The sequence below is a fragment of the Corallococcus terminator genome, assembly GCF_003611635.1.
GTDB classification, from domain to species: Bacteria; Myxococcota; Myxococcia; order Myxococcales; family Myxococcaceae; genus Corallococcus; species Corallococcus terminator.
In genome coordinates, this window is the sequence record NZ_RAVZ01000531.1 from 1 (window position 1) to 3,970 (window position 3,970).

Genomic DNA, 3,970 nt, shown 5'->3' on the forward strand with positions numbered 1-3,970 from the left:
GTGGGGATGAGCGGGCTGGGGAACTACCATGGGCACTACGGGTTCAAGACCTTCAGCCATGAGCGGGCGGTGATGGTCCAGTGGATGAAGTCGCTGGCGTCGGTGTTCTTCCCGCCGTATCGGGGAAAGCCCCAGGAATGGGCCTCCCGCGCGACCCGGATGCTGGAGTAGGCAATTCGCCGGCTCGCGGGGTGTTCACCCGGCAGGGTGGGCCTGATGAGGGAAAGAGGAGCCGGCATGCGCGTGGTGTCAGTGGAAGAGGCCCTGGTCCCCGGCCACCTGCAGGAGGTGTTCGACCGCCTGCAGGCGCGCCGGTGGGAGTTGGCGAAGACGGGGCCCAGGGAGCGCCTGGCGCGGCTGGAGAAGCTCAAGGCGCTGCTGTTGGAGCGGCGTGAGGAGCTGGCGGACGCGCTGCACGAGGACTTCCACAAGCCCGCGGCGGAGGTGGAGGCGACGGAGATCCTCCCCGTGCTGCTGGAGCTGGCGCACGTGCAGAAGCACCTGAAGGCGTGGATGAAGCCGCGCAAGGTGGGGGCGCCGCTCCTGCTCGCGGGCACGAAGAGCGAAGTGCACCCGGAGCCCAAGGGCGTGGTGCTGATATTGGCGCCGTGGAACTACCCGTTCCACCTGCTGGTGTCGCCGCTGGTGGCGGCGGTGGCGGCGGGCAATGCCGTCCTGTGCAAGCCGAGTGAGAAGACGCCGGGCACGGCGCGCTTCCTGGCGCAGCTCCTGCGGGACGTGTTCCCCGCGGACGAGGTGGCGCTGGTGGAGGGCGGGCCGGAGGTGGGCGAGGCGCTGTTGCGGCTGCCGTTCGACCACTTCTTCTTCACCGGAGGCCCGCGCGTGGGCCGGCGGGTGATGGAGGCGGCGGCGCGGCACCTGGCGGGGGTGACGCTGGAGCTGGGTGGGAAGTCGCCGGTCATCGTGGATGCGTCCGCGGACGTGGACACGGCGGCGGAGCGGATTGTGTGGGGCAAGTTCCTGAACGCGGGGCAGACGTGCATCGCGCCGGACCATGTCTGGGTGCACGCGTCGAAGGAGGAGGCGCTGCTCGCGGGGTTGAAGGCCGCGCTGGAGCGCTTCTACGGAAAGACGGAGGAGGCACGACGGGCGACGCCAGACTTCTGCCGGATGGTGGATGACGGGGCGTTCCGGCGGGTGTGCGGGCTGTTGGACCGGACGGTGGCGCAAGGCGCGCGGGTGGTGGCGGGCGGCGGCGTGCATGCGGAGACGCGGTACATCGCGCCCACGGTGCTAGCGGACGTGACGCCGGAGGCGCCGGTGATGGAGGAGGAGATCTTCGGGCCGGTGTTGCCGGTGTTGCGCTTCGAGTCCCTGGACGAGGTGGTGATGCAGGTGCGCGCGGGAGGAAAGCCCCTGGCGATGTATGTGTTCAGCCAGGACGAGGCGACCGTGGAGCGTCTGTTGAAGGAGACGAGCGCGGGCGGCACGGTGGTGAACAACGTGGTGTTGCACAACGTGAACCCGCACCTGCCCTTCGGTGGAATCGGGCAGAGCGGCGTTGGCGCGTACCATGGGGAGACGGGCTTCAAGGCGTTCAGCCACGAGCGCGCGGTGGTGCGCCAGGGACGCACGGCGTTCACGAACCTCTTCTTCCCACCCTACCGGGGCAAGGCGCAGCGACTGGCGCGGCTCGCGAGCAAGCTGTTCGAGTGACGCCGTAGGCGAAGAAGGGGATGTTCGAGTCTCACCATTCCGGTGCTGCTCACGACGGCCCTCCAGCAGGAGCACGCGACCGACGGAGGTTCGGATACGGATCCTCGAGCGTGGACTCTCGCCACACACTCACGCGCGCACGCTCCATCGCAGCGCCCAGGTCGAACGGGCCCGCACCTTTGACACATGAGGATGCATCGTCCCAAGCCGTGTCATCCCCACGCCGGACCTGTGACGTCCCCTCCATCGCAAGGAAGTACGCGACGGCCGCCGCAAGCCAGGGCACCTCCGAACGGATCCGCATGCAGGCCTCAGCCCCTTCCTCCATGCCGAGGTCCACACGCTGGCCTGCACGCTCCCGGCTGCTCAGGTAGAGCCAGGTCCAGCTCCGTGAGGCGGGATTGTGCGAGTCCCCATCCGAATCGATGTTGTGCAGGTCGCCCCAGAGAAACGCGGCGATGAGCCGGAAATCAGGACGTTCGTGAAGCGGCTTCACGAACCACGTGCACTCGGGACGTTCGGATTGCATGACAGGGATTGTCCACCCATCCACGGGGCCCCGTGTCCAGCACGGGGCCCTCGGACTCTACTGTCAGCTGCGCAGACCGGGTGCTTCCTGGCCCGTGCGCGCGACGTACTCCGTGTAGCCACCGCCGTACTTGTGGATGCCGTCCGGCGTCAGCTCCAGGATGCGGTTCGACAGTGCTCCCAGGAAGTGCCGGTCGTGGGACACGAACAACATCGTGCCCTCGTAGCGCGACAGCGCCGTGATCAGCATCTCCTTGGTGCCCATGTCCAGGTGGTTCGTGGGCTCGTCCAGCACCAGGAAGTTCGGCGGGTCGTAGAGCATCTGCGCCATCACCAGACGCGCCTTCTCACCGCCCGACAGCACCCGGCACTTCTTCTCCACCTCGTCGCCGCTGAACCCGAAGCAGCCCGCCAGCGCCCTCAACGACCCCTGGCCCGCGCGCGGGAACGAATCCGACAGCGACTCGAACACCGTCTTCTCGCCGTCCAACAGGTCCATCGCGTGCTGCGCGAAGTAGCCCATCTTCACGCTGCCGCCCAACGCCACCGAACCGTCGTCCGGCTGCGTGGTGCCCGTCACCAGCTTGAGCAGCGTGGACTTGCCCGCGCCGTTCACGCCCATCACCGCCCAGCGCTCCGCGCGCCGCACGAGGAAGTCCAACCCCTCGTAGATGGTCCGCTTGCCGTAGCCCTTGTAGACGTTCTTCAGGTTCACCACGTCGTCACCTGAACGCGGCGGCGGCTGGAACTCGAAGAGCACCGTGGAGCGGCGCTTCGGCGGCTCCACCTTCTCGATCTTCTCCAGCTTCTTCACCCGGCTCTGCACCTGCGCGGCATGCGACGCGCGGGCCTTGAACCGTTCAATGAACTTGATCTCCTTCGCGAGCATCGCCTGCTGACGCTCGTACTGCGCCTGCTGCTGCGCTTCGTTCTGCGCGCGCTGGCCTTCGTAGAAGTCGTAGTTGCCCGAGTACGTCGTCAGCGAGCCACCGTCGATCTCCACCACCTTCGTCACGATGCGGTTCATGAACTCGCGATCGTGCGACGTCATCAGCAGGCCGCCCTCGTACCCCTTGAGGAAACCCTCCAGCCAGATGAGCGACTCCAGGTCCAGGTGGTTGGAAGGCTCGTCCAGGAACATCGCGTCCGGGCGCATCAGCAGGATGCGGGAGAGCGCCACGCGCATCTTCCAACCGCCCGACAGCGCGCCGACGTCGCCGTCCATCATCTCCTCGGTGAACCCGAGGCCCGCGAGAATCTCTCGCGCCCGTCCCTCCAGCGCGTACCCACCCAGCTCCTCGAACCGGCCCTGCACGATGCCGTAGCGCTCGACGAGCTTCTCCATGTTGTCCGCCTGGTCCGGGTCCCCCATGGCGGCTTCCAACTGCTTCATCTCCGCCGCGACGGTGCTCACCGGGCCCGCGCCGTCCATCACCTCGGACACCGCGCTGCGGCCAGCCATCTCACCGACGTCCTGGCTGAAGTAGCCAATGGTGACGCCCCGGTCGATGGAGACCTGCCCTTCGTCCGGGTACTCCTGGCCGGTCATCATCCGGAACAGCGTCGTCTTGCCCGCGCCGTTCGGGCCAACGAGGCCCACCTTCTCACCCTTGTGGAGCGCAGCCGACGCCTCCACGAAGAGGAGCTGCTGCCCGTGCTGCTTACCGATGTTGTCGAGACGGATCATGTGCGTACCGAAAAGGCCCGGGAATCAGGCGGCGCGCCCTTATGCCACGGCCCGCCCCCCAGGGGGATGCTTCCGAAC

The 3,970-nt window shown here is 67.5% G+C and carries 2 protein-coding genes and 1 pseudogene; 2 read left to right on the plus strand and 1 reads right to left on the minus strand.

Going from position 1 to position 3,970, the window contains the following annotated elements; translation table 11 throughout:
* A pseudogene (locus D7V88_RS44925) lies at positions 1–171 on the plus strand (aldehyde dehydrogenase family protein); the annotation flags it as partial.
* A 66-nt stretch (positions 172–237) separates the two neighbouring features.
* A complete protein-coding gene (locus D7V88_RS39490; protein WP_120545677.1) occupies positions 238–1,677 on the plus strand; it encodes an aldehyde dehydrogenase family protein in 1,440 nt (479 codons plus the stop codon).
* Positions 1,678–2,269: 592 nt separating this feature from the next.
* Here D7V88_RS39490 and D7V88_RS39500 read toward each other — a convergent pair.
* Positions 2,270–3,892 (minus strand): ABC-F family ATP-binding cassette domain-containing protein, encoded by a 1,623-nt coding sequence (locus tag D7V88_RS39500; RefSeq protein WP_120545679.1) that lies wholly within the window; start codon positions 3,890–3,892, stop codon positions 2,270–2,272.
* Between the last annotated feature and the right edge of the window lie 78 nt (positions 3,893–3,970).

What these genes read in the sequence shown, in the direction of transcription:
- D7V88_RS39500 (WP_120545679.1), bottom strand. Translation starts at nt 3,892, where the DNA reads ATGATCCGTCTCGACAACATCGGTAAGCAGCACGGGCAGCAGCTCCTC.
- D7V88_RS39490 (WP_120545677.1), top strand. Translation starts at nt 238, where the DNA reads ATGCGCGTGGTGTCAGTGGAAGAGGCCCTGGTCCCCGGCCACCTGCAG.